Source organism: Pseudomonas sp. JV241A (genome assembly GCF_900275665.1).
GTDB classification, from domain to species: Bacteria; Pseudomonadota; Gammaproteobacteria; order Pseudomonadales; family Pseudomonadaceae; genus Aquipseudomonas; species Aquipseudomonas wadenswilerensis.
The window spans coordinates 270,110-292,842 of record NZ_OPYO01000033.1 but is presented as its reverse complement, the minus strand read 5'-3'; the positions used below and the strand labels follow the sequence as shown (position 1 = coordinate 292,842).

Here is a 22,733-nt window from a genome sequence, read left to right as displayed (position 1 = left end):
TAGTGCTTAAAGCACGTGTGGGAGCAAAGCTGCCATTCACCTCTCCACTCTGGCCCGAGCCCGAACAGTTGATTGAGCGCCTCTCGAATCACAAGCGTGGGCCAAGCCAGAGCGCTCTCACAACTGAGTGTAAGAGGGTTCAGCCATGTTGTCTTCTGTTGGAATCGACACTGCCAAAGCCACTTTGGAAATCTGCATCAAACCTCAGAAAATTCGCTTCGAAGTGGCCAACAACTCCGCAGGCTTCGAGGCGTTGCTTGAGCGTCTGAAGGACTTCAATATCAGTCGAGTGCTGATCGAAGCGACAGGCGGCTACGAGAAAGATGTGTTGATCGCCCTAGCCTCAGCAGGACTGGAAACCATCTGCATCAACCCAGCCCGTGCCCGAAAATTCGCCGATGCCATGGGTAAAAAAGCCAAAACCGACAAGATCGACGCCGAGGTCCTTGCGGACTTCGCTGCACACCTCAGCGCTCCTCAAGGCCAACCGGTCAGCCCTGAACGCGAAGAGCTGCGAGAGCTGGTGAAGCAGCGCGCCCAATTTGTGCAGAGCCGTGATGACGACAAGCGGCGTCGCCAGCAATGTCGCTCGGCAACAGTGATGGCCCACTTCGATGAGCATATAGAGCAGCTGAAAGTGCTGATCAAACGCCTCGACGAAGAAATTGACCAGGCGATGGTGCAACTGGACGATACCAGGGCGCGTCAGTTATTGGCAGTGACCGGAATCGGTCGAGTAACCGCCGCAAATCTGCTCGCCTCACTGCCTGAACTGGGGCAGTTGGACCGCCGTCAGATCGCCGCTCTGGTGGGCGTAGCGCCTTACAACAACGATAGTGGTAGCCATCGAGGGCACCGCCAGATATGGGGTGGTCGGGCCCATGTAAGGCGAGTGCTGTACATGTCGAGCTGGATCATCATCCGTCACAACACAGAATTTAAAGCACGCTACGAAGCACTTCGGGAGCGTGGGAAGTGCGCCAAGGTAGCCCTCGTAGCCTGTATGCGGGTGCTGATCGTCAGGCTGAATGCAATGCTGCGGGACAATACCCCTTGGCGAGAGCAAACAGCCTGATCAAGACAGTTGCTCCCACAAGGATCGGTGCATACAGGACCTGTGGGAGCCGGCCTTGCCGGCGATTGGGCCGCAACGCGGCCCCGGATATCAAGCCTCGTGGCTGATATGCCCATCGACCAAGGTATAACGCACCGCGCCCGGCAGGCAGTGGCCGATGAACGGGCAGTTGTCGCCCCTGGAGCGCCACTGCTCGCCGGCTACGGTCGAGGCCTTGGCATCGAACAGCACCAGGTCGGCCGCACTGCCAACCTTCAGCTCGCCCGCGGGCAGGCGCAGCGCCGCGGCCGGGCCCGCAGACAAACGCTGCAACAAAGTCGGCAGGTCGAGCAGGCCGTCTTCCACCAGGGTCATGGCCAGCGGCAGCAACAGTTCGACACTGCTGATGCCCGGTTCGGTCGCACCGAACGGCGCCAGCTTGGCATCACGCTCATGGGGCTGGTGATGGCTGGAGATCGCCTGGATCACCCCGGACCTCACCGCCTCGCGCAGGCCGTCGCGGTCGGCGCGGGTGCGCAGCGGCGGTTGCACGTGGTACAGGCTGGAGAAGTCGCGCAGCGCTTCGTCAGTGAGGATCAGTTGGTACAAGGCAACGTCGGCGGTCACTGGCAGGCCCAGTTCCTGGGCCTGGGCGATCAGCCGCGCGCCGCGGGCGCTGGTCAGCTGGCTGAAGTGCGCTCGCACGCCGGTCTGTTCGACCAGCAGCAGGTTGCGCGCCAGGGCCACGGTTTCGGCGGTTTCCGGAATTCCCGGCAGGCCGAGGAAGCTGGCCATGGCGCCTTCGTGGGCCAGGCCGTCCTGAGCCAGGTCGCGGTCCTGGGAGTGGAAGATCACCGTCAGGTCGAAGGTCGCGGCGTATTCCAGCGCGCGGGCCAGGGTGCGGTTGTTGCCAAAGGCATTGAGGCCGTTGCCAAAGGCCACGCAGCCGGCGTCACGCAACGCAATCAGCTCGGCAAGCTGCTCGCCTTCCAGGCCTTTGCTCAGGGCGCCGATCGGGTAGACCTTGCTGTGCCCGGCTTCGCGGGCGCGGTCGAGAATCAGCTCGGCCACCGCCGAGGTGTCCAGCACCGGCTTGGTCTGCGGCGGGCAGCACAGGCTGGTGACGCCACCGGCAGCGGCGGCGCGGGTTTCGCTGGCGATGCTGCCTTTGCGGCTGTAGCCGGGCTCGCGCAGGGCGACGTTGAGGTCGACCAGGCCGGGCGCGGCGACCAGGCCCTGGGCATCGATGCTGCGTGCAGGCTTGAAGCCTGCCGGGGCGGCGCCGATGGCGATGATCTTGCCGGCATCGATGTGCAGGTCAGTGGTCTGGTCCAGGCCGCTCAGGGGGTCGATGACCCGGGCGCCGAGAATACTGAGGGTCACTGGGCGTTCTCCTGCTCGAATTGACGTTGCGCGGTCTGCCCGCTCATGGCCATGGACAGCACCGCCATGCGTACGGCGATACCGTAGGTGACCTGGTTGAGGATCACCGAGTGAGCACCGTCGGCCACCGCTGATTCAATCTCTACGCCGCGGTTGATCGGGCCCGGGTGCATGACGATGGCATCCGGCTTGGCCCCGGCCAGGCGTGCGGTGGTCAGGCCGAACAGGCGGTAGAACTCGCCTTCGCTGGGCAGCAGGCCGCCGGCCATGCGCTCACGCTGCAGGCGCAGCATGATCACCACGTCGACGTCTTTCAGGCCCTGTTCCAGGTCGGTGTAGACCTTGACGCCGTACTGCTCGATACCGATCGGCAACAGGGTTTTCGGGCCGATCACGCGGATGTCCGGGCAGCCCAGGGTTTTCAGTGCAAGCATGTTCGAGCGCGCTACCCGCGAGTGCAGGATGTCGCCGACGATGGCCACCGAGAGGTTTTCGAAACCGCCCTTGTGCCGACGAATGGTGAGCATGTCGAGCATGCCCTGGGTCGGGTGGGCGTGGCGGCCGTCGCCGCCATTGATGATCGCCACCTCCGGGCATACGTGCTCGGCGATGAAGTGCGCGGCGCCCGAGTCGGCATGACGCACGACGAACATGTCGGCCGCCATGGCTTCGAGGTTGCGCAGGGTGTCGAACAGGGTTTCGCCCTTGCTGGTCGAGGAGGTCGACACGTTCAGGGTGATGACGTCCGCCGACAGCCGCTGGGCGGCCAGTTCAAAGGTGGTACGGGTGCGGGTGGAGTTTTCGAAGAACACGTTGCAGACGGTCTTGCCGCGCAGCAACGGAACCTTCTTGACGGCCCGGGCGCCGACTTCGAGGAACGAGTCGGCAGTGTCGAGGATTTCGGTCAGCAGTTCGCGGGGCAAACCGTCGAGCGAGAGGAAGTGGCGCAGCTGGCCCTGATCATTGAGCTGCAGCGGGCGCTTGGCGTCGATTGGCGTCATCGCAGGGGACTCTTAAAGGGCGGAAGCGGAGGCGAGGTCCTGGCGCTCGAGGGCGAGCGGTGCGGGTCCGGTCAATTTTACCCGTTCATGGGCGGCCAGCGACAGGGAGGCACCGACCACATTCGGCCGGATCGGCAATTCGCCGGCATCCAGGTCGAGCAGGCAGACCAGGGTTACACTGGCCGGACGGCCATAGTCGAACAGTTCGTTGAGGGCGGCACGGATGGTACGTCCGCTCATCAGCACGTCGTCGATCAGCACCAGGTGCTGGCCTTCGATCTCGAACGGCAAGTCGGACGGGCGCACCTGCGGGTGCAGGCCGTTCTGGCTGAAGTCGTCGCGGTAGAAGGAAACGTCGAGTGTGCCCAGGGCGGTGTCGCTGCCCAGTTCTTCAAGCAGTGCCTGGGCGACCCAGACACCACCGGTGCGGATGCCGATGAAGCGCGGCTCGGCAATGGCGCGCCGGGCCAGATGGGCGCGAAGGTCGACGGCCATCTGCCGGATCAGTTCGGCGGGATTGGGTAGGCTCATACTTGCTCCTCAAGAGGCCGGGGAGCGGTGCGCTAGCCCGGCTTGAATGCGATGATCGGGGCTCAGGCCCCGGTATTGGCCTCCAGCCAGCCCTGCAGCAGCAAGGCGGCGGCAATGGCATCCACCGGGTTGTCGCGGTAACTGCCGCGCTGGCCGCCACGGGCCATGCGCTCGCCCTTGGCCTCGAAGGTGGTCAGGCGTTCGTCGTGGGTGTGCACCGGCAGGTTGAAACGGCCATTGAGGCGGCGGGCGAACTTTTCCGCGCGCTCGCTCATCTCGCTGGGGGTGCCGTCCATGTTCAACGGCAGGCCGACCACCAGGGCGTCGGGCTTCCATTCCTTGATCAGTTTTTCCACCTGGGCCCAGTCCGGCGTGCCGTTCTGCGCCTTGAGGGTGCACAGCTCGCGGGCCTGTCCGGTGATCACCTGGCCGACCGCGACGCCGATCTGGCGGCTGCCGTAGTCAAAGCCCAGCAGTAGGCGTACTTCAGTCATCAGGCGTGCCCCGCCTGGCTGGTCAGCAGGCTGAGGTTGATCCCAAGGCTTGCGGCGGCCGCTTCAAGACGTTGCTCGCAGGCCATGCCGAAGATGATCTCGGGGTCGAACGGGCAGTTCAGCCAGGCGTTGTCGGCCAGCTCCGCTTCCAGCTGCCCGGCTTCCCAGCCGGCGTAGCCGAGGGTGATCAGGCTCTGTTTGGGGCCGAGGCCATCGGCAATGGCGAACAGCACGTCCTGGGACGTGGTCAGCGACAGGCCGTCGAGCTCGACGGTAGCCTGGAAAGTACGGTCACTGGTGTGCAGGACGAAGCCGCGGTCGGTTTGCACCGGGCCGCCCATGTAGATTGGCACGTGAATGCAACTGGCCGGCGGGTCGACGTCCGGACGCAGCTGTTCGAGGATATCGGCCAGGTTGAGGTCCTGTGGCCGATTGACCACCAGCCCCATCGCCCCATTGGCGTTGTGCTCGACGATGTAGGTCAAGGTCTGCGCGAAGTTCGGGTCGGCCATGTGTGGCATGGCGATCAGGAACTGGTGCTTGAGGTAATCCGGGCTGAGGTTCTTCATGGTTGATAGTGTGGCGGTGAGCGGCCACGCTGACAAGGTGCTGGCGTCACCTTGTCAGCTTTACTGCGGGGTTACTTGAACAGCTTGACCACTTCTTCGGTATACAGGGTTGGCGACTCTTCAGCGGCCGACAGCACGTACTCCTGGACGGTCTTCTGCTTGGCCTGCGGGTACTTGGCCAGGTAGCTCTCCGGGAACGCCGGGGCCTTCAGGCTGGAGCCGGCCTTGATCAGTGCGGCGACGCAGTCCGGGTTGTCCGAGCGGGCGGCTTCTTCCAGCGGCGTACCGACCGGGAAGGTGCCGTGCTGCTCGTGGTAGGCATCGATCGAGCTGCCTTTTTTCAGCAGCAGGGCGATGCGCTGGGCGGCTTGCGGGTCGGGCTGGCCGTTCATTTCAAAGGCGCGTTCGCAAACATGGTGCAGCGGCGTCGAGCCGGTTTGGGTGACCTGGTACGGATTGGCGCCGGCAGCGACCAGCAGCTTGATCACCTCCAGGTTCGAGGCACCCGGCCCGGTCAATGGGGTAAAGCCGTTCGGCCGGACGGCCTTGGCATCGGCGCCGGAATCCAGCAGCAGCTTGATCAGTTCGGGTGAGCCCTTGCGTGCTGCGGTGTTCAGCGGCGTGGCGGAATCGCCCTGGGCTAGCACGTTGACGTTGGCGCCGGCCTTGATCAGGCCCTTGACCATGCGCAGGTCAGCCTCGGAGGCCTTCGACTGTTCGGCCTGGTTGAGGACGAACAGCAGCAGGGTTTCGCCGTTTTCCTGGATTGGCGTGTTGACGTCACCGATCTTTGGCAGGAACAGCTCGAACGGCGCGACGATCTTGTAGGAGGCGGCCAGGAACATCGGCTGGCCTTTCGGGTCGGCACCCTGGTCGAGCAGGCCCTGGATCTTGGCCAGGCGCGCCGGGGTTTCGTCGTACTTGTACTCGCCAACTTCGTTGTACAGCTTCTGCGACAGCTCGGCGGCGTCGGCGAAGGCGGCAGCAGGCAGGGCGCAGGCGGCCAGGGCCAGGCCGAGAGCAGCGGTTTTGCGGGCAAAATTGATGCGCGACATCAACAGAATCCTTTCTTGAGGGGGATATACGGGCGCGCATCATCGCAAAATGGCTATTGTTTTGCCATCAGGCGGAGCCTTAGATCAGTTGCTTTGCAACCGGTCGCCGCGGGCGAAACGCCAGGTACGGATGATCTCCAGCCGGTCGATATCGGCCAGGTCGCCGGTGAACGGCGCGAACGGCGCAGCCAGGCGCACAATGCGCTGGGCAGCCTGGTCGAGCAGGGGCTGGCCGGAGGACTCCAGCACCAGCACTTCATACAGCGAGCCGTCGCGGTTGATCGACACCATCAGCCGCAAGCTGCCGTAGATCTGCTGGCGCCGGGCTTCGTCGGGGTAGTTGAGGTTGCCGATGCGCTCGACCTTCTTGCGCCACTCGTCCTTGTACCAGGCGCCCTTGTCGCGCATGGTCGAGGCGGCGTTGAGGCGGTGGATGCGCGGACGCTTGGCATATAACTGCTGCTCATGGGACAGCTCGGCCTCGAGGCTGGCGATCTGGCTGGACAGCTGTGAGCTGTCAAAATCCGGGGTCGCAGTCTGGGGTTTGGGCTGCGGCTTGGTTTCCTTGGGCCGGGTCTCGACTTTTTCCGGCTTCGGTGCCTTGGTCGCTACCACGGCTTTAGGTGGCGTCGGTTGCGGCTGCACTTCAGGCTTGGCTGCCGGAGGCGGTGTGACCTTGTTGATCTTGCTGTCCTGGAAGGGCGCCACTTCGGTGGTTTTCGGCACCGCTTTCTTGTCCAGGGTGCCACTGCCTTGCTGGTTGTCCTGGGCCAGGTAGTCAGCCTTCTGCGGCGCTTTTTCGCTCTTGAAGGTGGCCAGGGTAATTTCCATGGTCCGGCGGATTTCTTCGGGCTTGGCGAAGGTGAAACCGACGCCGAGGATCAGCACCAGGTGCAGCAGCGCCGCCAGGAACAGGGTAAAGCCCAGGCGATCCACCGGGCGTACGCGGGGTGGAGAGAAGTCGGCAGGGATGTCAGCAGGAAGCGTCATCAGGTATCCAGCAACTGCAAAAACCGGGAAAAACCGGCAGAGCAGGTGCCCAGGTCATAAAAAAACGACTGGCATGATACCCCACTCTGCGCGGTTGCTCCGCGTCGGCTGTCAGCGCGCCTTGAGCTTGCGATCAATGGCATCCATCAACTGCACGCCGATCTGGGTGCCGAAGGCATTGTCGATCTCGCGGATGCAGGTCGGGCTGGTGACGTTGATTTCGGTCAGGTGCTCGCCGATCACGTCCAGGCCGACGAACAGCAGGCCCTTCTCGCGCAGGGTCGGGCCGACCTGTTCGGCGATCCAGCGGTCGCGGTCGGTCAGCGGGCGGGCTTCGCCACGGCCGCCGGCGGCGAGGTTGCCACGGGTTTCGCCCGAAGCCGGGATGCGCGCCAGGCAGTAAGGCACCGGCTCGCCGTCGATCATCAGGATGCGCTTGTCGCCGTCCTTGATGGCCGGCAGGTAGCCTTGCGCCATGATTTGCTGGGTGCCGTTGCCGGTCAGGGTCTCGAGGATTACCGAGAGGTTCGGATCGCCCGGTCGATGGCGGAAGATCGAGGTGCCGCCCATGCCGTCCAGCGGCTTGAGGATGGTGTCGCCCTGCTGGTTGACGAATTCACGCAGGATGTCGGCGCGGCGGCTGACCAGGGTCGGCGGCGTGCACTGCGGGAACAGCGTGGCGAAGAGTTTTTCGTTGCAGTCGCGCAGGCTCTGCGGACGGTTGACCACCAGCACGCCGGCGGCTTCGGCCTGTTCCAGCAAGTAGGTGCTGTAGACGAATTCCATGTCGAACGGCGGATCCTTGCGCATCAGGATCACGTCCAGCTCGCTCAGGGCGCTGTCTTGTTCGGCTTCCAGCTCGAACCAGTGCTCCGGGTCGGCGAAGACTTTCAGCGGGCGCATGCGCGCGCGGGCTTGGCCGGCGCCCTGGTAGAGGTCCTGCTGCTCCATGTAGAACAGCGACCAGCCGCGCTCCTGGGCGGCCAGCAACATGGCCAGCGAACTATCCTTTTTATAGGAAATGCGCGCAATGGGGTCCATGACAATCCCGAGGCGAACGCTCATGGGCTAAATCCTCTCAGCGGCAATGGGCCGCATTGGCTCGAACGAAAAGTGGCGTCAGGGTGGCGCTCACAGCGCTGGCGGTCAAGGGAAAAACGCATCCTGGGCGGTGCTGCGGCGGGCGTCGGCGCGGGCCGATGGAATGCACCCCCCAGAGTGTGCTAAAAAGGCCTGGCACGTGGCCTGCACGGCCGTCTCCAGCTGCAAGCCACAAGGCATAGGCCACAAGAAAAAGCACGCCGCGTTCACCCTGCTTTTTCTTGCCGCTTGAAACTTGTAGCCTGCCGCTCATAGCGAGCAGCGATGGTAGAGCAATTATGGAACAGCCCGGCGCGGCATTGAAGGTGATGGTGATCGACGACTCCAAGACGATTCGCCGCACCGCCCAGATATTGCTCAGCGAAGCAGGATGTGAGGTCATCACGGCCATCGACGGTTTCGATGCCCTGGCCAAGATCATCGACCACCAGCCGCAGATCATTTTCGTCGACGTGCTGATGCCGCGTCTGGACGGCTACCAGACCTGCGCCCTGATCAAGCAGAACAGCACCTTCAAGGACACGCCGGTGATTCTCCTGTCGTCCCGCGATGGCCTGTTCGACAAGGCCCGTGGCCGCGTCGTCGGATCTGATCAATTTTTGACCAAGCCTTTCAGCAAGGAAGAACTGCTGGACGCAATCAAGGCCCATGTGCCCGGATTCGCCGCAGAAGAACAACACGCACCCTGACGCTGCGCCGCCGCAGGCGTCTATTCCTTCATGGGGAACAGCATGGCCCGAGTTCTGATCGTCGACGATTCGCCGACCGAAATGTACAAACTGACCGGTATGCTCGAAAAACACGGGCATGAAGTGCTCAAGGCCGAAAACGGCGCCGATGGCGTGGCCCTGGCCCGCCACGAAAAGCCCGATGCGGTACTGATGGACATCGTCATGCCCGGGGTCAACGGCTTCCAGGCCACTCGCCAGTTGAGCAAAGACCCGGAAACCGCGCACATCCCGGTGATCATCGTCACCACCAAGGACCAGGAGACCGACAAGGTCTGGGGCCAGCGCCAGGGCGCCAAGGACTACCTGACCAAGCCGGTGGACGAAGACACCCTGATCAAGAAACTCAACGACGTGCTCAAAGGTTGACCACCCGGCCCATGGGCGAGTCGCTGACGGCCTTCGAGCTGCTGCTGGACATCGACCGGCGCTGCCGGCTGCTGGCCGCCGACCTGCCGTTGCAGGAAACCCGCCTGCAGAGCTGGAGCGGCATCGGCTTTCGCATCGCCGAGCAATGGTTCGTCGCGCCCATGGGTGAAGTCGCCGAAGTGCTGCACGAGCCGCGCCTGAGCCGCATCCCCGGGGTCAAGCCGTGGGTCAGCGGGGTGGCCAACCTGCGTGGCCGGCTGCTGCCGGTGATGGACCTCTGCGGCTTTTTCGGCCTGGGCCTGTCGGCCCCGCGCAAGCAGCGGCGGGTGCTGGTGCTTGACCACGACGAGCTGTTTGCCGGCTTGCTGGTCGATGAAGTGCTGGGCTTGCAGCATTTTCCGCTGCACAGCCTCGACCTGTCGCCGCCAACGCCGTTGCTCAGCGCTGCCGCGCCCTTTGTTCAGGGGCATTTTCAGCGTGAGCGCAGCTGGGCGATCTTCAGCCCCTTCGCCCTGGCCCAGGCGCCGGGTTTCCTCGACGTCGCGCTGTAAAGGAATGCCACCTCCGTGACCACGACCAAGACGGCTCCATCGACCCAGGGTTCCCGCAGCAGCGCGCAGATCGCGGCGCTGTTCGTGGTGCTGATCCTGTCGATCATCCTGCTGTTCGCCAACTTCGCCTACCTCAACACCCAGGCCAACTACGACAAGCAGTACATCGGCCATGCCGGTGAACTGCGGGTGCTGTCCCAGCGCATCGCCAAGAACGCCACTGAAGCGGCGGCCGGCAAGGCCGTGGCCTTCCGCCTGTTGAGCGAGGCGCGCAACGACTTCGAGCAGCGCTGGGGCTACCTGAAAAAAGGCGATGCCAGCACCGGCCTGCCCGCCGCGCCGCCGGCGGTGCGCAAGGAAATGGACGCCGTGCTGCGCGACTGGGAAAACCTGCGCAAGAACAGCGACGCGATTCTTGCCAGTGAGCAGACCGTGCTGTCGTTGCACCAGGTCGCCGCGACCCTGGCTGAAACCGTGCCGCAGTTGCAGGTGGAGTACGAGAAGGTCGTCGAGATTCTGCTGCAGAGCGGCGCCCCGGCCAGTCAGGTCGCCGTGGCCCAGCGTCAGTCGCTGCTGGCCGAACGTATTCTCGGCTCGGTCAACACCGTACTGGCCGGGGATGAGACCGCCGTGCAGGCCGCGGATGCCTTCGGCCGCGACGCCAGCCGTTTTGGCCAGGTGCTCGAAGCCATGCTTGGCGGTAACGAGGCGATCCAGGTTACCCGCGTGCAGGACCCGGACGCCCGCGCGCGGCTGGCCGAGATCGCCGAGCTGTTTCAGTTCGTCGCCGGCTCCGTGGACGAAATCCTCGAAACCTCGCCTGAACTGTTCCGTGTGCGCGAAGCCACCGGGAGCATCTTCGGCCTGTCGCAAACCCTGCTCGATGAAGCCTCGCGCCTGGCCACCGGTTTCGAGAACCTGGCCAACGGCCGAACCCTGGATACTGTCGGCGGCTACGTGCTGGGCTTGCTGGCGCTGGCCTCGATCATCCTTATCGGCCTGGTGATGGTGCGTACCACGCACCGGCAACTGCGCGAAACCGGCGAAAAGAATGAACGCAACCAGCAGGCAATCATGCGCCTGCTCGACGAAATCGAAGACCTAGCCGATGGCGACCTGACCGTGACGGTCTCGGTGACCGAGGACTTCACCGGCGCCATCGCCGATTCGATCAATTATTCCATCGACCAGTTGCGCGACCTGGTGGCGACCATCAACCTCAGCGCCGAGGAAGTCGCCGCCGCCGTGCAGGACACCCAGAACACCGCGCGTCAGCTGGCCAAGGCCTCCGAGCACCAGGCCCAGCAGATCAGCGATGCCTCGGTGGCGGTGGGCGACATGGCCGAGTCCATCGACCGGGTGTCTACCCACGCCTATGAGTCGGCGAAAGTGGCCGAGCGTTCGGTCGCTATCGCCAACAAGGGCAACGAGGTGGTGCACAACACCATCAACGGCATGGACAACATCCGCGAACAAATCCAGGACACCGCCAAACGGATCAAGCGCCTGGGCGAGTCGTCCCAGGAGATCGGCGATATCGTCAGCCTGATCGACGACATTGCTGATCAGACCAACATCCTTGCCCTCAACGCGGCGATCCAGGCCTCGCTGGCCGGGGAAGCCGGGCGCGGCTTTGCCGTGGTTGCCGACGAAGTACAACGCTTGGCCGAGCGCTCGTCGTCGGCCACGCGCCAGATCGAAGCGCTGGTGCGCACCATCCAGGCCGACACCAACGAGGCGGTGATCTCCATGGAGCAGACCACTGCCGAAGTGGTGCGCGGTGCGCGTCTGGCCCAGGATGCCGGGGTCGCCCTGGCCGAAATCGAAGGCGTGTCGCAGACCCTCGCCGACCTGATTCACAGCATCTCCGATGCCGCCCAGCTGCAGACCTCTTCGGCCGGGCAGATCTCGCATACCATGGCGGTGATCCAGCAGATCACCTCGCAAACCTCGGCCGGCTCTACCGCCACCGCCGAGAGCATCGGCAACCTGGCGCGCATGGCCAGTGAAATGCGCCGCTCGGTGTCCGGCTTTACCCTGCCGCCGACGTCGCCGCGTTGAGGGCATCATGGTGATGGGAGCAGTTATGGCGGATCGGCACGATACGGTGGCGCTGGCCTGGGTCAAAGGGGCGATTGCCGATTGCCTGGGCCAGGCGCGCCTGACCCTTGAACACTTCGCCGCCGAGCCCGGGGACGAAGCCGTGCTCGACGGTTTCGTCGAACAGCTGCATCAGGTGCGTGGCTGCCTGCTGATGCTCGAACTCAACGGCGCGGCCCTGCTCGCCGAAGAAATGGAACAACTGGGCCTGGCCTTGCGTCAGGGCCGCGCCAGCCAGCGCGGTGAAGCGCTGGGCGCGCTGTTTCGCGGCCTGGAGCAGCTGCCGCTGTACCTTGAGCGCCTGCGCAGCGCCCGCCGTGACCTGCCGCTGGTGGTGCTGCCGGTGCTCAACCAGTTGCGCGCCGAGCGCGGCGCCCAGGCCCTGGCGCAGGACAGCCTGCTAGCCAGCAGCCCCGCCGACGCCGAGGAGCTGGCCAACCTCGACCTGTACCTGGGCACCTGGCGCGATCGCCTGCAGGCCGGACCTGACCGCGATGCCTTGCGCTCCGTTGTCGCCGCCCTGTGCGAAGACCTCAAGCGGGTCAAGGAGCGCCTCGACCAGTTCGTGCGCGGGGATCGCCAGCAACTGGATGAACTGGAGCCGCTGCTGGCGCCGTTACGGCAGATCGCCGATACCTTGGCAGTGCTCGGCTTTGGTCAGCCGCGGCGGGTGATCATCGATCAGGTGCTGGTGCTGCAAAGCCTGGCCCAGGGCCAACGTGAGCCGGCCGATGCGTTGTTGATGGATACTGCCGGCGCGCTGCTGTATGTCGAGGCAACCCTGGCCGGGATGGTCGGGCCGCTGGAGCAGAACAGCCAGAGTCCGCTACCGGGCACCGATCTGGCCGAGATTCGCCAGCTGGTGCTGGAAGAAACCTTTGCCGTGATGCAGCAGGTCAAGGACCTGATCGGCGATTGCCTCGACGCCGGCTGGCAGCCCCAGCGCCTGCAGCCGCTGCCGGGCTTGCTGCAACAGGTTCGTGGCGCCCTGGCGATGCTGATGCTGCCGCGCGCAGCGGCGTTGATCGGTCATTGCGGCGACTATGTGCATGAGCAACTGCTGGGCAGTGAAACCCTGACAGATCCTGCTGCCCTGACCGAACTGGCCGAGGCCCTGAGCGCCTGCGAGTGCTACCTGCAATGGCTGATTGCCGACCCCCAGGCCAATCCCTCGCGGTTCCTCGAGGCGGCTCAGCACAGCCTTGCTGCCTTGGGTTATCGCCTTGAGCCAGAACCTGCGGCGCTGGTAGTGCCTGCTGTAGTGGCGCCCGAAGAAACGCCGATCGATGACGAGTTGCGCGAGATATTCCTTGAAGAAGCCAACGAGCTGTTGCCGTTGCTCGATGAAATGTGGGCGCGCTGGCAAGCCGACGGCGCCGATCGCGACGCCCTGATCGAACTGCGCCGGGGCCTGCACACCCTCAAGGGCAGTGGGCGCATGGTTCGAGCGCAGGTCCTGGCAGAGCTGGCCTGGGCGGCAGAGCATTTTCTCAATCGAGTGCTGGAAGGCCGGGTAGAGATTGGTGATGCACCGCTGGCGGCGTTGCAGCAGGCCCTGAACAAGCTGCCAGCACTGCTCGGTGAGTTCGCCCAGGCCCTGGCGCCGGCCCATCCCGAGGTCGAACAACTGGCCGCGCACCTGCATGCACTGGCCATGAACGATCCGCACAGCGAGACCGAGGCCGACGAAGCCATCGACCCGCAACTGCTGGAGATATTCCGCAACGAGGCCCTGGGGCACCTGGACAGCCTCGAAGCCTTCTTGCACGAGGCCGACAAGCACCTGCCGCTGCCGGTCAGCGACACCCTGCAGCGTGCCCTGCACACGCTCAAGGGCAGTGCGGCGATGGCCGGGGTAGTGCCGATTGCCGAGCTGGCCGGTGCCCTGGACTTGCTCGCGCGTGAGTTCAAGGCTCATCAGCTGGCCTTCGATCTGGAGGAAATCTACCTCCTGGAAACTGCAGAGCCGCTGCTGCGCCGTGGCGTGCAGCAGTTATCAAGCACGCCGCTGGCAGCGATAGCCGGGGCGGCGATGCTGATTGACGATGTTCACCAGGTGGTCGATGCACGCCTGCAAGCGTTGCTCGATGCGCCGAGCCAGGGCCTGCGGGTCAAGCGCGACCCGCAACTGATTGCCAGCTTCCTGGCCCAGGGCATGGACATCCTGCTCGACGCCGAGTCGTTGCTGCTGCGCTGGCAGGAGCACCCGGGCGAGCGCCAGGAGCTCAATGCCCTGCTCGATGAACTGACCACCCTCGGCCAGAGCGCGCACCTGGCCGACCTGTGGCAGGTGGATGAATTGTGTGAGGCCCTGCTCGATCTTTATGGGGCAGTGGAAGAAAGCAGCCTGGCGGTCAGCCCGCGATTCTTTAACGAGGCCCAGAGCGCACATGAAGCGCTGATCGACATGCTCGACCAGATCGCCGCCGGCCAGGAAGTCGACCCGCGCCCGGAACGTCTGCAGGCCCTGCGTGAACTGCTCGACGAAGGCCTCGACCCGTCGGCCATGGGCCTGGTCAGCAGCCAGGGCGGAGCCGTCACCGAGCTTGCCAGCGCCACCGCCGAACTAGCGGCCCAGGCTCCGGACTTAGCCATGGTCGAGCTGTTCCTCGATGAAGCCAGCGACATTCTCGACAGCGCCGACCAGGCCCTGGCGCGCTGGCTGCTGGATACCGACAACGCCTCGGCACTGTCGTCGCTGGCCCGTGACCTGCAGACCCTCAAGGGCGGCGCGCAGATGGCTGCCATGGGTGCGTTCGAAGTGCTGGCGCAGGAGCTTGAACTGCTTTACGAGGGCCTGGTGGACCGACGCTTCAGCGCCGGTGCCGAGCTGTTTGCCCTGCTCAAGCGCAGCCATCAGCAATTGGCGCAGATGCTCGAACAATTGCAGCAAGGCCAGGTGCCCGCCGCCCAGGTCGAGCTGCTGGCGGCGCTGTGCGAGTTTCGTCATGACGCACCGCCGCCAACGCCAGTGGACAAGCCAGTCGAAGCGCAGCAGGACGCTGGCGACAAAGAGTTGCTGGAGATCTTCCTCGAAGAAAGCCTCGACCTGGTCGAAAGCTCCAGTGCGGCCTTGCTGCGCTGGCAGGCCGAGCCGCGCAATGGCGTCGAGGTGGAAAACCTGCTGCGTGACCTGCACACCCTCAAGGGTGGTGCGCGAATGGTCGAGATCGCCCCGATCGGCGACCTGGCCCACGAACTGGAATTTCTCTACGAGCTGCTCGCCGCCGGCCAGTTGCAGCCCAGCCCGGCGCTGTTCAGCCTGCTGCAGAACTGCCATGACCGCCTGGCCCACATGCTCGACGCCGTGCGCCTGCAACAGCCGCTGCACGCGGCCACGGCGCTGATCGACTACATCCGCAATTTCAGCAGCGCAGCACTGGCCGACACCGCCGCCAGCCAGGCGCACCCGGACACGGCACCGCCGGAGCTGCCGGTGACCGCGCCTGAACGTGGCGCTGGCGATATGGTCAAGGTGGCCTCGGAACTGCTCGATGATCTGGGCAACCTGGCCGGGGAGAACTCGATCATCCGTGGCCGCATCGAGCAGCAGGTCAACGATGCGCAAGTGGCCCTTAACGAGATGGAAACTACCCTGGAGCGCATGCGCGACCAGTTGCGCCGCCTGGATACCGAAACCCAGGGGCGCATCCTCAGCCGCCAGGCCGATGGCGACGGCCAGGCCTACGACGACTTCGACCCGTTGGAGATGGACCGCCATTCGCAACTGCAGCAGTTGTCGCGGGCGCTGTTCGAGTCGGCCTCCGACCTGCTCGACCTCAAGGAAACCTTGAGCGTACGTGCCCATGACGCGCAGAGCCTGTTGCAGCAGCAGGCGCGGGTCAACAGTGAACTGCAGGAAGGCCTGATGCGCACGCGCATGGTGCCGTTCGAGCGCCTGGTGCCGCGTTTGCAGCGGGTGGTGCGGCAGGTGTCCAGCGAGCTTGGCAAGCAGGTCGAACTGGTGATCGGCAATGCCGAGGGCGAGATGGACCGCAGTGTGCTGGAACGCATGATGGCGCCGCTTGAGCATATGCTGCGCAACGCCGTCGACCATGGCCTGGAGTCGCGTGAGGCGCGCCTGGCGGCCGGGAAGCCGGAGCAGGGGCTGATCTCGCTGAACCTGCTGCATGAGGGCGCCGATATCGTCATCGAGATGACCGACGACGGTGCCGGGGTGCCGCTGGAGGCCGTGCGGCGCAAGGCGATCAAGCGCGGCCTGCTCGACCCTGCCGCCGTGCTCAGCGACCACGAGATCATGCAGTTCATCCTCCAGCCGGGGTTTTCCACTGCCGAGAAGATCACCCAGATTTCCGGGCGCGGCCTGGGCATGGACGTGGTCCATGAAGAGGTCAAGCAGCTTGGCGGTTCGATGATGATCGAGTCGAACCCGGGCAAGGGCGCGCGCTTCCTGATTCGCCTGCCGTTCACCGTGTCGATCAACCGGGGCTTGATGGTTCACTACGGTGACGAGCAGTACGCGATTCCGCTGAACACCATCGAAGGTATTGTCCGCGTGCCACCGGCCGAACTGGAAGCGTGTTACCAGCTCGACCCGCCGCACTACCAGTACGCTGGACACCGCTATGAGCTGCGCTACCTGGGCGAATTGCTGCAGGGCGCGACGCAACCAAAACTTTTGGGCCAGAGCCTCCCGCTGCCGGTGTTGCTGGTGCATTCCCATGATCAGCAATATGCCGTGCAGGTCGATGGCCTGGCGGCCAGCCGCGAGATCGTGGTCAAGAGCCTTGGGCCGCAGTTTGCTGGGGTCCAGGGGTTGTCCGGGGCGACTTTGCTGGGTGATGGCCGGGTGGTGTTGATTCTCGACTTGCTCGGTCAGTTACGCGGTTTGCAGCAGCAGTTGGTCCTGCACCACCGTGGCAGCGATGGTCAGCGTCGGGAAAACCTCGGCAGCGTGCCGGCGAGGCCGCTGCTGGTGATGGTGGTGGACGATTCGGTCACCGTGCGCAAGGTTACCGGGCGCCTGCTCGAACGCCACGGCATGAACGTGCTGACCGCCAAGGACGGGGTCGACGCCATGGCCCTGCTGCAGGAGCATCGTCCGGACATTCTCCTGCTGGACATCGAGATGCCGCGCATGGACGGCTTTGAAGTCGCCACGCAGATTCGCCACGATCCCAAGCTCAAGGACTTGCCGATCATCATGATCACTTCGCGTACCGGCCAGAAACACCGCGACCGGGCCATGGCCATTGGCGTCAACGACTACCTGGGCAAACCCTATCAGGAATCGGTACTGCTGCAGAGCATTGCCCAATGGAGTCGCCGCGATGCTTGAGCAGCCCGCCCGGCATAACCGGCGCAGCAGCCTGACCGGCTTGCTGTTGTCCTTGAGTGACCGCTGCCTGGTGCTGCCCAATGTTGCCGTAGCCGAGCTGATCGGCTTTCAGCCCGGCAGCCCGGCGCTGGAGCCGCCTGAGTGGTTGCTTGGCTGGATCGACTGGCGTGGCCAGCGCTTGCCGCTGCTCAGCTTCGAGTCGGCCTGCGGTGGCCAGCTACAGGTTGGCGAACGGGCGCGGATCGTCGTGCTCAATGCTCTGGGCAGCAGCCCGTTGCGTTTTGTTGCCTTGCTGGTGCAGGGCATCCCGCGTTCGTGCAAGCTCGACAGCCAGCTCAATTATGTCGATGTACCGCTGGCAAGCCTGGAGCTGGCGGCGGTGCAGGTAGGCGAGCAGGTGGCGCGGGTGCCGGACTTGCCCGCACTGGAGCAATTGTTGGTGGACGCAGGGGTGGTTTGAAACATTTGCCTGTGTAGGATGGAAGGCCTGTTTCTGGTCAGGAGGATCCTGCTGCATGTATCACGGTGAACGTTTCAATGCCTGGACCCATCTGGTCGGTGCCGTGCTGGCCTGCATCGGCGCCATCTGGTTGCTGGTGGTGGCAAGCCTGCAAGGCGACCCCTGGAAGATTGTCAGCCTGGCGATCTATGGCTTTACCCTGCTGTTGCTCTACAGCATCTCGACGCTTTATCACAGCGTACGCGGCAAGGCCAAAGTGATCATGCGCAAGCTCGATCACCTGTCGATCTACCTGTTGATTGCCGGCAGCTATACGCCGTTCTGCCTGGTCAGCCTGCGCGGCCCCTGGGGCTGGAGCCTGTTCGGGGTGGTCTGGGGGCTGGCGGTTATCGGCATGCTGCAAGAGATCAAGCCGCGCTCCGAAGCGCGGGTCCTGTCGATCATCATTTATGCGCTGATGGGCTGGATCGTGCTGGTGGCGGTCAAGCCGCTGCTGGCCAGCCTCGGCGCCGCAGGCTTTGCCTGGCTGGCGGCCGGTGGTGCGTTCTACACCATCGGCATCATCTTCTTCGCCTACGACAGCCGCTTTCGCCATTGGCATGGCATCTGGCACCTGTTCGTGATTGCCGGCAGCCTGCTGCACTTCATCGCGGTGTTTTTCTACGTACTCTAGAAGTCGCCCCACAGCTGCTGGGCGACGGCCAGGGCCACCACCGGCGCGGTTTCGGTGCGCAGTACCCGCGGGCCCAGGCGCGCGGCATGGAAGCCGGCAGCCTTGGCCTGTTCGACTTCCGCTTCGCTGAGGCCACCCTCGGGGCCGATCAGAAAGGCCAGGGTGGCCGGCTGCTGATGGCTGACCATCGGTTCTGCGACCGGATGCAGGACCAGCTTGAGGTCCTGGTCGCAGGCCTTGAGCCAGTCGGCGAGCAGTTGCGGCGTGTGGATGATGGGCACGCTGGAGCGCCCGCACTGCTCGCAGGCGCTGATTGCCACCTGGCGCCAGTGGGCCAGGCGCTTGTCGGCGCGTTCATCCTTCAGGCGCACTTCGCAGCGCTCGCTGACGATCGGGGTGATGGCGCTGACGCCCAGCTCGGTGGCCTTCTGGATTGCCCAGTCCATGCGCTCGCCACGGGACAGGCCCTGGCCGAGGTGAACCTGCAGGCTTGAGTCGGCTTGCCCGGCGAAGGCTTCGTCGAGCTGCACACGCACGGATTTCTTGCCGACCTCGAGCAGGTGGCCACGAAACTCCTGGCCACTGCCATCGAACAGTTGCACGGCGTCGCCGACGGCCATGCGCAGCACGCGGCCGATGTAGTGGGCCTGGGCTTCGGGCAGGTCGTGGGCGCCGAGGCTCAGGGGGGCGTCGATGAAGAAGCGGGACAGTCTCATGTACTAACTCTAGAAAATAGGTGGGCAGTTCGGGCGCCATCGCTGGCAAGCCAGCTCCCACAGGATCGGTGAACTCTGTGGGAGCTGGCTTGCCAGCGATGCTTTTTTCTAGCCCGGATCGCGGAAGTCGGGATGGAAATCAGCCGGCACCGCCACACTGACGCTGCTGCTGGTGGCAATGTCGATGCCCTCGGTGGCCACCTCTGCGAGGAAGTCGATCTGCTCCGGGGTGATCACGTACGGCGGCAGGAAGTACACCACGCTGCCCAGCGGGCGCAGCAGGACGCCACGGCCCAAGGCGTGCTCGAAGACCTTCAGGCCACGGCGTTCCTGCCACGGGTAGGCGGTTTTGCTGGCCTTGTCCTGAACCATCTCGATGGCCAGGGCCATGCCGGTCTGGCGCACTTCGGCGACATGCGGGTGGTCGACCAGGTGCGCGGTGGCGGATGCCATGCGCTGCGAGAGGGCCTTGTTGGCCTCGATGACATTGTCCTGCGCGAAGATATCCAGGGTCGCCAGTGCCGCAGCGCAGGCCAGCGGGTTGCCGGTGTAGCTGTGCGAGTGGAGGAAGGCGCGCAGGGTCGGGTAATCGTCGTAGAAGGCGCTGTACACCTCGTTGGTGGTCAGGCAGGCGGCCAGCGGCAGGTAGCCGCCGGTCAGGGCCTTGGACAGGCACAGGAAGTCCGGGCGGATGCCGGCCTGTTCGCAGGCGAACATCGTCCCGGTGCGGCCAAAGCCCACGGCGATTTCGTCGTGGATCAGGTGCACGCCATAGCGGTCACAGGCCTCGCGCAGCAGCTTGAGGTACACCGGGTGGTACATGCGCATGCCGCCAGCGCCCTGGATCAACGGCTCGACGATGACAGCCGCGACCGTGGCGTGGTGTTCGGCCAGGGTCTGTTCCATGGCCGCGAACAGGTTGCGTGAGTGCTCCTCCCAGCCCATGCCTTCGGGGCGCAGGTAGCAGTCCGGGCTCGGCACCTTGATGGTGTCGAGCAGCAGTGCCTTGTAGGTCTCGGTGAACAGTGGCACATCGCCGACCGACATCGCCGCGATGGTTTCGCCGTGGTAGCTGTTGCTCAGGGTGACGAAGCGCTTTTTCTCCGGCTGACCCTTGTTCAGCCAGTAGTGGAAGCTCATTTTCAGCGCCACTTCGATGCAGGACGAACCGTTATCGGCGTAGAACACCCGATCCAGGCCTTCAGGGGTGATCTGCACCAGACGCTCGGACAACTCGATCACCGGCTGATGACTGAAACCGGCGAGGATCACGTGCTCGAGCTGGTCGACCTGGTCCTTGATACGCTGGTTGATGCGTGGGTTGGCATGGCCGAAGACGTTGACCCACCAGGAGCTGACGGCATCGAGATAGCGCTTGCCTTCGAAGTCTTCCAGCCACACGCCTTCGCCACGCTTGATCGGAATCAGCGGCAGTTTTTCGTGGTCTTTCATCTGGGTGCAGGGGTGCCACAGGACCTTGAGGTCACGTTGCATCCACTGTTGGTTGAGGCCCATTTCGATTCTCCTGGCGACGGCGGCTCGGACATGCCGCGCAAGCCTATGCAATGCGTCGGTCGAGAACAACCCATGCGCTGCAATCTGGGTGCGGGCGTTGCTGGCGGGGGCGCTTGGCGTGGCGTATCCTTCGGCTATTCTTTCTGGGGGGATCCCCCCAAACACTTCTGCTTTTATCCGGAGTTCGCCAAATGTCTGCTGGTTGGCTGCGCGCCTGTGCGCTGGTAATGATAGGACTGTTCAGCGGCGCTGCGCTGGCCAAGGACAAGGCCCCGACGGCAATCGTCGTCGGTGGCGGTCTGGCCGGCCTGACAGCCGCCTATGAGTTGCAGAACAAGGGCTGGCAGGTGACCCTGCTGGAAGCCAAGACCGGCATGGGCGGGCGCTCGGGCCTGGCGACCAGCGAATGGATCGGCAACAGCAAGGCCCAGCCGGTGCTCAACCAGTACCTGGACACCTTCAAACTCAGCACCTTGCCGGCACCGGAGTTCGTGCGGACCCCGGGTTACCTGATCGACGGCGAGTATTTCAGCGCTGCCGACCTCACCACCAAGCAACCGGCCACCGCCGAGGCGCTCAAGCGTTATGAGAAGACCCTCGACGACCTGGCGCGTTCGATCGACGATCCGCTGAACCCGGCGGCCAACAGCACCCTGTTTGCCCTCGACCAGCTCAACGTCTCCGGCTGGCTCGACAAGCTGCAGTTGCCGGCCACCGCACGCCAGTTGGTCAATCAGCAGATCCGTACCCGCTACGACGAGCCGTCGCGCCTGTCGCTGCTCTATTTCGCCCAGCAGACCCGCGTCTACCGTGGTGTCAGCGACCGTGACCTGCGCGCCGCGCGCCTGCCAGGCGGCAGCCCGGTACTGGCCCAGGCCTTCGTCAAGCAACTCAAGACCATCAAGACCCAATCGCCGGTCAGCGCCATCATCCAGGACAAGGACGGCGTCACCGTCAAGGTCGGTAGCGTTGGTTACCAGGCCGATTACGTGGTGCTGGCCGTGCCGCTGCGCGCCCTGTCGAAGATCCAGATGACCCCGGGCCTGGACACCAAGCACCTGGCCGCTCTCAAGGGCACCAACTACGGCTGGCGCGACCAGCTGATGCTCAAGTTCAAGACGCCGGTATGGGAAAGCCGCGCGCGGATGTCCGGCGAGATCTACAGCAACACTGGCCTGGGCATGCTCTGGATCGAGCCTGCGCTCAAGGGTGGCGCCAACGTGGTGATCAACCTGTCCGGCGACAACGCGCGTCTGCTGCAAGCCTTTGGCGACAAACAGATGGTCGACCAGGTGCTGATCCGCCTGCACGCCTTCTACCCGCAGGCCCGTGGCGCCTTCACCGGCTACGAAGTGCGCCGTTACAGCACCGACGTCGGTACCGGCGGCGCGTATCTCGCCTATGGCCCGGGCCAGATCAGCAAGTACTGGCGCCTGTGGGAGCGTCCTGTGCAGCGTATTGCCTTTGCTGGCGAACACACCGATGCGATGCACCCGGGGACCCTCGAAGGCGCCCTGCGCAGTGGCCAGCGTGCTGCCAGCCAGGTCCAGGATCTGGCGGCCGGCAAGTCGTTCGAACCGGCCAAGGCTGTTGCCGCTACGGCCGCTGCAGGCACCGCTGCTGCGGCGGCGAGCAAGGGCAACTTCTTCAGCAACCTGTTCAGCGGTTCTTCCGACAAGACGGCCAAGGCCGAGGAGCCGGTGAAGAAGGAAGAGGGCAAGCCTGGCTTCTTCAAGCGCATGTTCGGTGGCGATGACAAACCGGCCCCTGCGGCCAAGCCTGCCGACGTGGCACCGACCTCAGCCCCGGTAGATGCACCAGCACCTGCGGTGGCACCGGTAGCCAAGGAAGAGCCGGCCAAGGCGCCGGTGAAAGCGGCCCCGGCCAAACCTGCGGCCAAGCAGGCACCGGCGAAAAAGCCGGTGGCCAAGGCCCAGCAGCCGAAGAAGACTGCAGCCAAGGCTGCGCCCGCGAAGAAAGCCGCCGCCAAGGCGGAGCCGGTGAAAAAGCCGCTGGCCAATACCCAGGCCAAGGCGCAGTAATGCGCTGACTTCATCGCCGGCAAGGCCGGCTCCCACAGGGTTAAGCACACACCGAACCCGTGGGAGCCGGCCTTGCCGGCGACGGGCCGCGCGGCGGCCCCC

The 22,733-nt window shown here is 64.5% G+C and carries 19 protein-coding genes; 9 read left to right on the top strand and 10 right to left on the bottom strand.

The window, feature by feature from the left end:
- The first annotated feature begins 145 nt into the window (after positions 1-145).
- Positions 146-1,075, top strand: coding sequence for an IS110 family transposase (locus tag JV241A_RS22990; RefSeq protein WP_134064610.1), 930 nt, complete (start codon positions 146-148; stop codon positions 1,073-1,075).
- Between the two features lie 90 nt (positions 1,076-1,165).
- Here JV241A_RS22990 and JV241A_RS22985 read toward each other — a convergent pair whose 3' ends face one another.
- From JV241A_RS22985 to gshB, 8 genes are all read right to left on the bottom strand, one after another.
- Positions 1,166-2,437, bottom strand: a complete 1,272-nt coding sequence (locus JV241A_RS22985) for a dihydroorotase (RefSeq protein WP_115089252.1) — start codon at positions 2,435-2,437, stop codon at positions 1,166-1,168.
- Positions 2,434-3,438 (bottom strand): aspartate carbamoyltransferase catalytic subunit, encoded by a 1,005-nt coding sequence (locus JV241A_RS22980; protein WP_010221491.1) that lies wholly within the window; start codon positions 3,436-3,438, stop codon positions 2,434-2,436. The genes JV241A_RS22985 and JV241A_RS22980 overlap by 4 nt, the downstream gene beginning before the upstream one ends.
- Before the next feature lie 12 nt (positions 3,439-3,450).
- A complete protein-coding gene (pyrR, locus tag JV241A_RS22975; protein ID WP_134064608.1) occupies positions 3,451-3,969 on the bottom strand; it encodes a bifunctional pyr operon transcriptional regulator/uracil phosphoribosyltransferase PyrR in 519 nt (172 codons plus the stop codon).
- A 62-nt stretch (positions 3,970-4,031) separates the two neighbouring features.
- Complete coding sequence (gene ruvX, locus JV241A_RS22970) at positions 4,032-4,463, bottom strand: Holliday junction resolvase RuvX (protein WP_134064606.1); 432 nt, start codon at positions 4,461-4,463, stop codon at positions 4,032-4,034.
- A complete protein-coding gene (locus tag JV241A_RS22965; RefSeq protein ID WP_115089249.1) occupies positions 4,463-5,032 on the bottom strand; it encodes a YqgE/AlgH family protein in 570 nt (189 codons plus the stop codon). The genes ruvX and JV241A_RS22965 overlap by 1 nt, the downstream gene beginning before the upstream one ends.
- 71 nt (positions 5,033-5,103) lie before the next feature.
- A complete protein-coding gene (locus tag JV241A_RS22960) occupies positions 5,104-6,087 on the bottom strand; it encodes an ankyrin repeat domain-containing protein (protein ID WP_115089248.1) in 984 nt (327 codons plus the stop codon).
- Between the two features lie 84 nt (positions 6,088-6,171).
- The gene (locus JV241A_RS22955) at positions 6,172-7,077 is read right to left on the bottom strand and encodes an energy transducer TonB (protein WP_134064604.1); all 906 of its coding nucleotides are present in this window, start codon (positions 7,075-7,077) and stop codon (positions 6,172-6,174) included.
- 111 nt (positions 7,078-7,188) lie between these two features.
- Positions 7,189-8,142 carry a glutathione synthase gene (gshB, locus tag JV241A_RS22950; protein ID WP_115089246.1) on the bottom strand — a complete coding sequence of 318 codons (954 nt, stop codon included), beginning with the start codon at positions 8,140-8,142 and terminating at the stop codon, positions 7,189-7,191.
- A 314-nt stretch (positions 8,143-8,456) separates the two neighbouring features.
- Here gshB and pilG point away from each other — a divergent pair, with 314 nt between their 5' ends.
- From pilG to JV241A_RS22915, 7 genes are read left to right on the top strand one after another with little or no spacing between them, the layout of a single operon-like run.
- Positions 8,457-8,867, top strand: coding sequence for a twitching motility response regulator PilG (pilG, locus tag JV241A_RS22945; RefSeq protein ID WP_010221498.1), 411 nt, complete (start codon positions 8,457-8,459; stop codon positions 8,865-8,867).
- A gap of 42 nt (positions 8,868-8,909) precedes the next feature.
- Entirely contained in the window at positions 8,910-9,275 is a 366-nt protein-coding gene (gene pilH / locus JV241A_RS22940) for a twitching motility response regulator PilH (RefSeq protein ID WP_045193983.1), read from the top strand.
- A complete protein-coding gene (locus JV241A_RS22935; RefSeq protein WP_115089245.1) occupies positions 9,272-9,826 on the top strand; it encodes a chemotaxis protein CheW in 555 nt (184 codons plus the stop codon). The genes pilH and JV241A_RS22935 overlap by 4 nt, the downstream gene beginning before the upstream one ends.
- Before the next feature lie 15 nt (positions 9,827-9,841).
- Positions 9,842-11,887, top strand: a complete 2,046-nt coding sequence (locus tag JV241A_RS22930) for a methyl-accepting chemotaxis protein (protein ID WP_134064602.1) — start codon at positions 9,842-9,844, stop codon at positions 11,885-11,887.
- A gap of 25 nt (positions 11,888-11,912) precedes the next feature.
- Positions 11,913-17,225 (top strand): Hpt domain-containing protein, encoded by a 5,313-nt coding sequence (locus JV241A_RS22925; protein ID WP_134064600.1) that lies wholly within the window; start codon positions 11,913-11,915, stop codon positions 17,223-17,225.
- Positions 17,218-17,685, top strand: a complete 468-nt coding sequence (locus JV241A_RS22920) for a chemotaxis protein CheW (RefSeq protein WP_115089242.1) — start codon at positions 17,218-17,220, stop codon at positions 17,683-17,685. The genes JV241A_RS22925 and JV241A_RS22920 overlap by 8 nt, the downstream gene beginning before the upstream one ends.
- Positions 17,686-17,740: 55 nt before the next feature.
- A complete protein-coding gene (locus JV241A_RS22915) occupies positions 17,741-18,358 on the top strand; it encodes a hemolysin III family protein (RefSeq protein ID WP_115089241.1) in 618 nt (205 codons plus the stop codon).
- On the opposite strand, the gene JV241A_RS22910 is transcribed toward JV241A_RS22915, so the two are convergent.
- Positions 18,355-19,074, bottom strand: coding sequence for a 16S rRNA (uracil(1498)-N(3))-methyltransferase (locus tag JV241A_RS22910; RefSeq protein WP_115089240.1), 720 nt, complete (start codon positions 19,072-19,074; stop codon positions 18,355-18,357). The genes JV241A_RS22915 and JV241A_RS22910 overlap by 4 nt on opposite strands.
- Before the next feature lie 108 nt (positions 19,075-19,182).
- Complete coding sequence (locus tag JV241A_RS22905) at positions 19,183-20,589, bottom strand: adenosylmethionine--8-amino-7-oxononanoate transaminase (protein WP_134064598.1); 1,407 nt, start codon at positions 20,587-20,589, stop codon at positions 19,183-19,185.
- A 191-nt stretch (positions 20,590-20,780) separates the two neighbouring features.
- Between JV241A_RS22905 and JV241A_RS22900 the strand changes: the two genes are divergently transcribed.
- The gene (locus tag JV241A_RS22900) at positions 20,781-22,631 is read left to right on the top strand and encodes a flavin monoamine oxidase family protein (RefSeq protein ID WP_115089238.1); all 1,851 of its coding nucleotides are present in this window, start codon (positions 20,781-20,783) and stop codon (positions 22,629-22,631) included.
- Positions 22,632-22,733: the final 102 nt, after the last annotated feature.

What these genes read in the sequence shown, in the direction of transcription:
- JV241A_RS22990 (WP_134064610.1), top strand. Translation starts at nt 146, where the DNA reads ATGTTGTCTTCTGTTGGAATCGACACTGCCAAAGCCACTTTGGAAATC.
- JV241A_RS22980 (WP_010221491.1), bottom strand. Translation starts at nt 3,438, where the DNA reads ATGACGCCAATCGACGCCAAGCGCCCGCTGCAGCTCAATGATCAGGGC.
- pyrR (WP_134064608.1), bottom strand. Translation starts at nt 3,969, where the DNA reads ATGAGCCTACCCAATCCCGCCGAACTGATCCGGCAGATGGCCGTCGAC.
- ruvX (WP_134064606.1), bottom strand. Translation starts at nt 4,463, where the DNA reads ATGACTGAAGTACGCCTACTGCTGGGCTTTGACTACGGCAGCCGCCAG.
- JV241A_RS22965 (WP_115089249.1), bottom strand. Translation starts at nt 5,032, where the DNA reads ATGAAGAACCTCAGCCCGGATTACCTCAAGCACCAGTTCCTGATCGCC.
- JV241A_RS22960 (WP_115089248.1), bottom strand. Translation starts at nt 6,087, where the DNA reads ATGTCGCGCATCAATTTTGCCCGCAAAACCGCTGCTCTCGGCCTGGCC.
- JV241A_RS22955 (WP_134064604.1), bottom strand. Translation starts at nt 7,077, where the DNA reads ATGACGCTTCCTGCTGACATCCCTGCCGACTTCTCTCCACCCCGCGTA.
- gshB (WP_115089246.1), bottom strand. Translation starts at nt 8,142, where the DNA reads ATGAGCGTTCGCCTCGGGATTGTCATGGACCCCATTGCGCGCATTTCC.
- pilG (WP_010221498.1), top strand. Translation starts at nt 8,457, where the DNA reads ATGGAACAGCCCGGCGCGGCATTGAAGGTGATGGTGATCGACGACTCC.
- pilH (WP_045193983.1), top strand. Translation starts at nt 8,910, where the DNA reads ATGGCCCGAGTTCTGATCGTCGACGATTCGCCGACCGAAATGTACAAA.
- JV241A_RS22925 (WP_134064600.1), top strand. Translation starts at nt 11,913, where the DNA reads ATGGCGGATCGGCACGATACGGTGGCGCTGGCCTGGGTCAAAGGGGCG.
- JV241A_RS22920 (WP_115089242.1), top strand. Translation starts at nt 17,218, where the DNA reads ATGCTTGAGCAGCCCGCCCGGCATAACCGGCGCAGCAGCCTGACCGGC.
- JV241A_RS22915 (WP_115089241.1), top strand. Translation starts at nt 17,741, where the DNA reads ATGTATCACGGTGAACGTTTCAATGCCTGGACCCATCTGGTCGGTGCC.
- JV241A_RS22910 (WP_115089240.1), bottom strand. Translation starts at nt 19,074, where the DNA reads ATGAGACTGTCCCGCTTCTTCATCGACGCCCCCCTGAGCCTCGGCGCC.
- JV241A_RS22905 (WP_134064598.1), bottom strand. Translation starts at nt 20,589, where the DNA reads ATGGGCCTCAACCAACAGTGGATGCAACGTGACCTCAAGGTCCTGTGG.
- JV241A_RS22900 (WP_115089238.1), top strand. Translation starts at nt 20,781, where the DNA reads ATGTCTGCTGGTTGGCTGCGCGCCTGTGCGCTGGTAATGATAGGACTG.